Raw genomic sequence first — 245 nt, 5'->3', positions numbered from 1 at the left:
ACAAAAGTAGGCCAAACAAAAGTAGAAGGAACGAAGACGTGGAAGGACGGAAATGGTGAAGGACGTCCAGAAACAATCAAAGTAGACCTACTACAAAATGGAAAAGTAATCGCAACGCAAGAAGTAAGCGAAGCAACAGGTTGGAAATATGCATTTACAGACTTAGCAGCATACGATGCTGAAGGAAAAGCATATAAGTATGAAGTGAAAGAACAACCGGTAGATGGATATCAATCCGAAGTACA

At 40.4% G+C, this 245-nt stretch carries 1 protein-coding gene; it reads left to right on the top strand.

The window, feature by feature from the left end; all coding sequences use genetic code 11:
- A partial coding sequence (locus JDS96_RS31425) for a Cna B-type domain-containing protein (protein WP_199669184.1) occupies positions 1 to 245 on the top strand: 245 nt, incomplete at both ends.

The sequence above is a fragment of the Bacillus cereus group sp. N21 genome (assembly GCF_016483395.1).
In the GTDB taxonomy this organism is placed as follows: Bacteria; Bacillota; Bacilli; order Bacillales; family Bacillaceae_G; genus Bacillus_A; species Bacillus_A pseudomycoides.
This window is presented reverse-complemented; position numbering and strand designations above follow the sequence as displayed.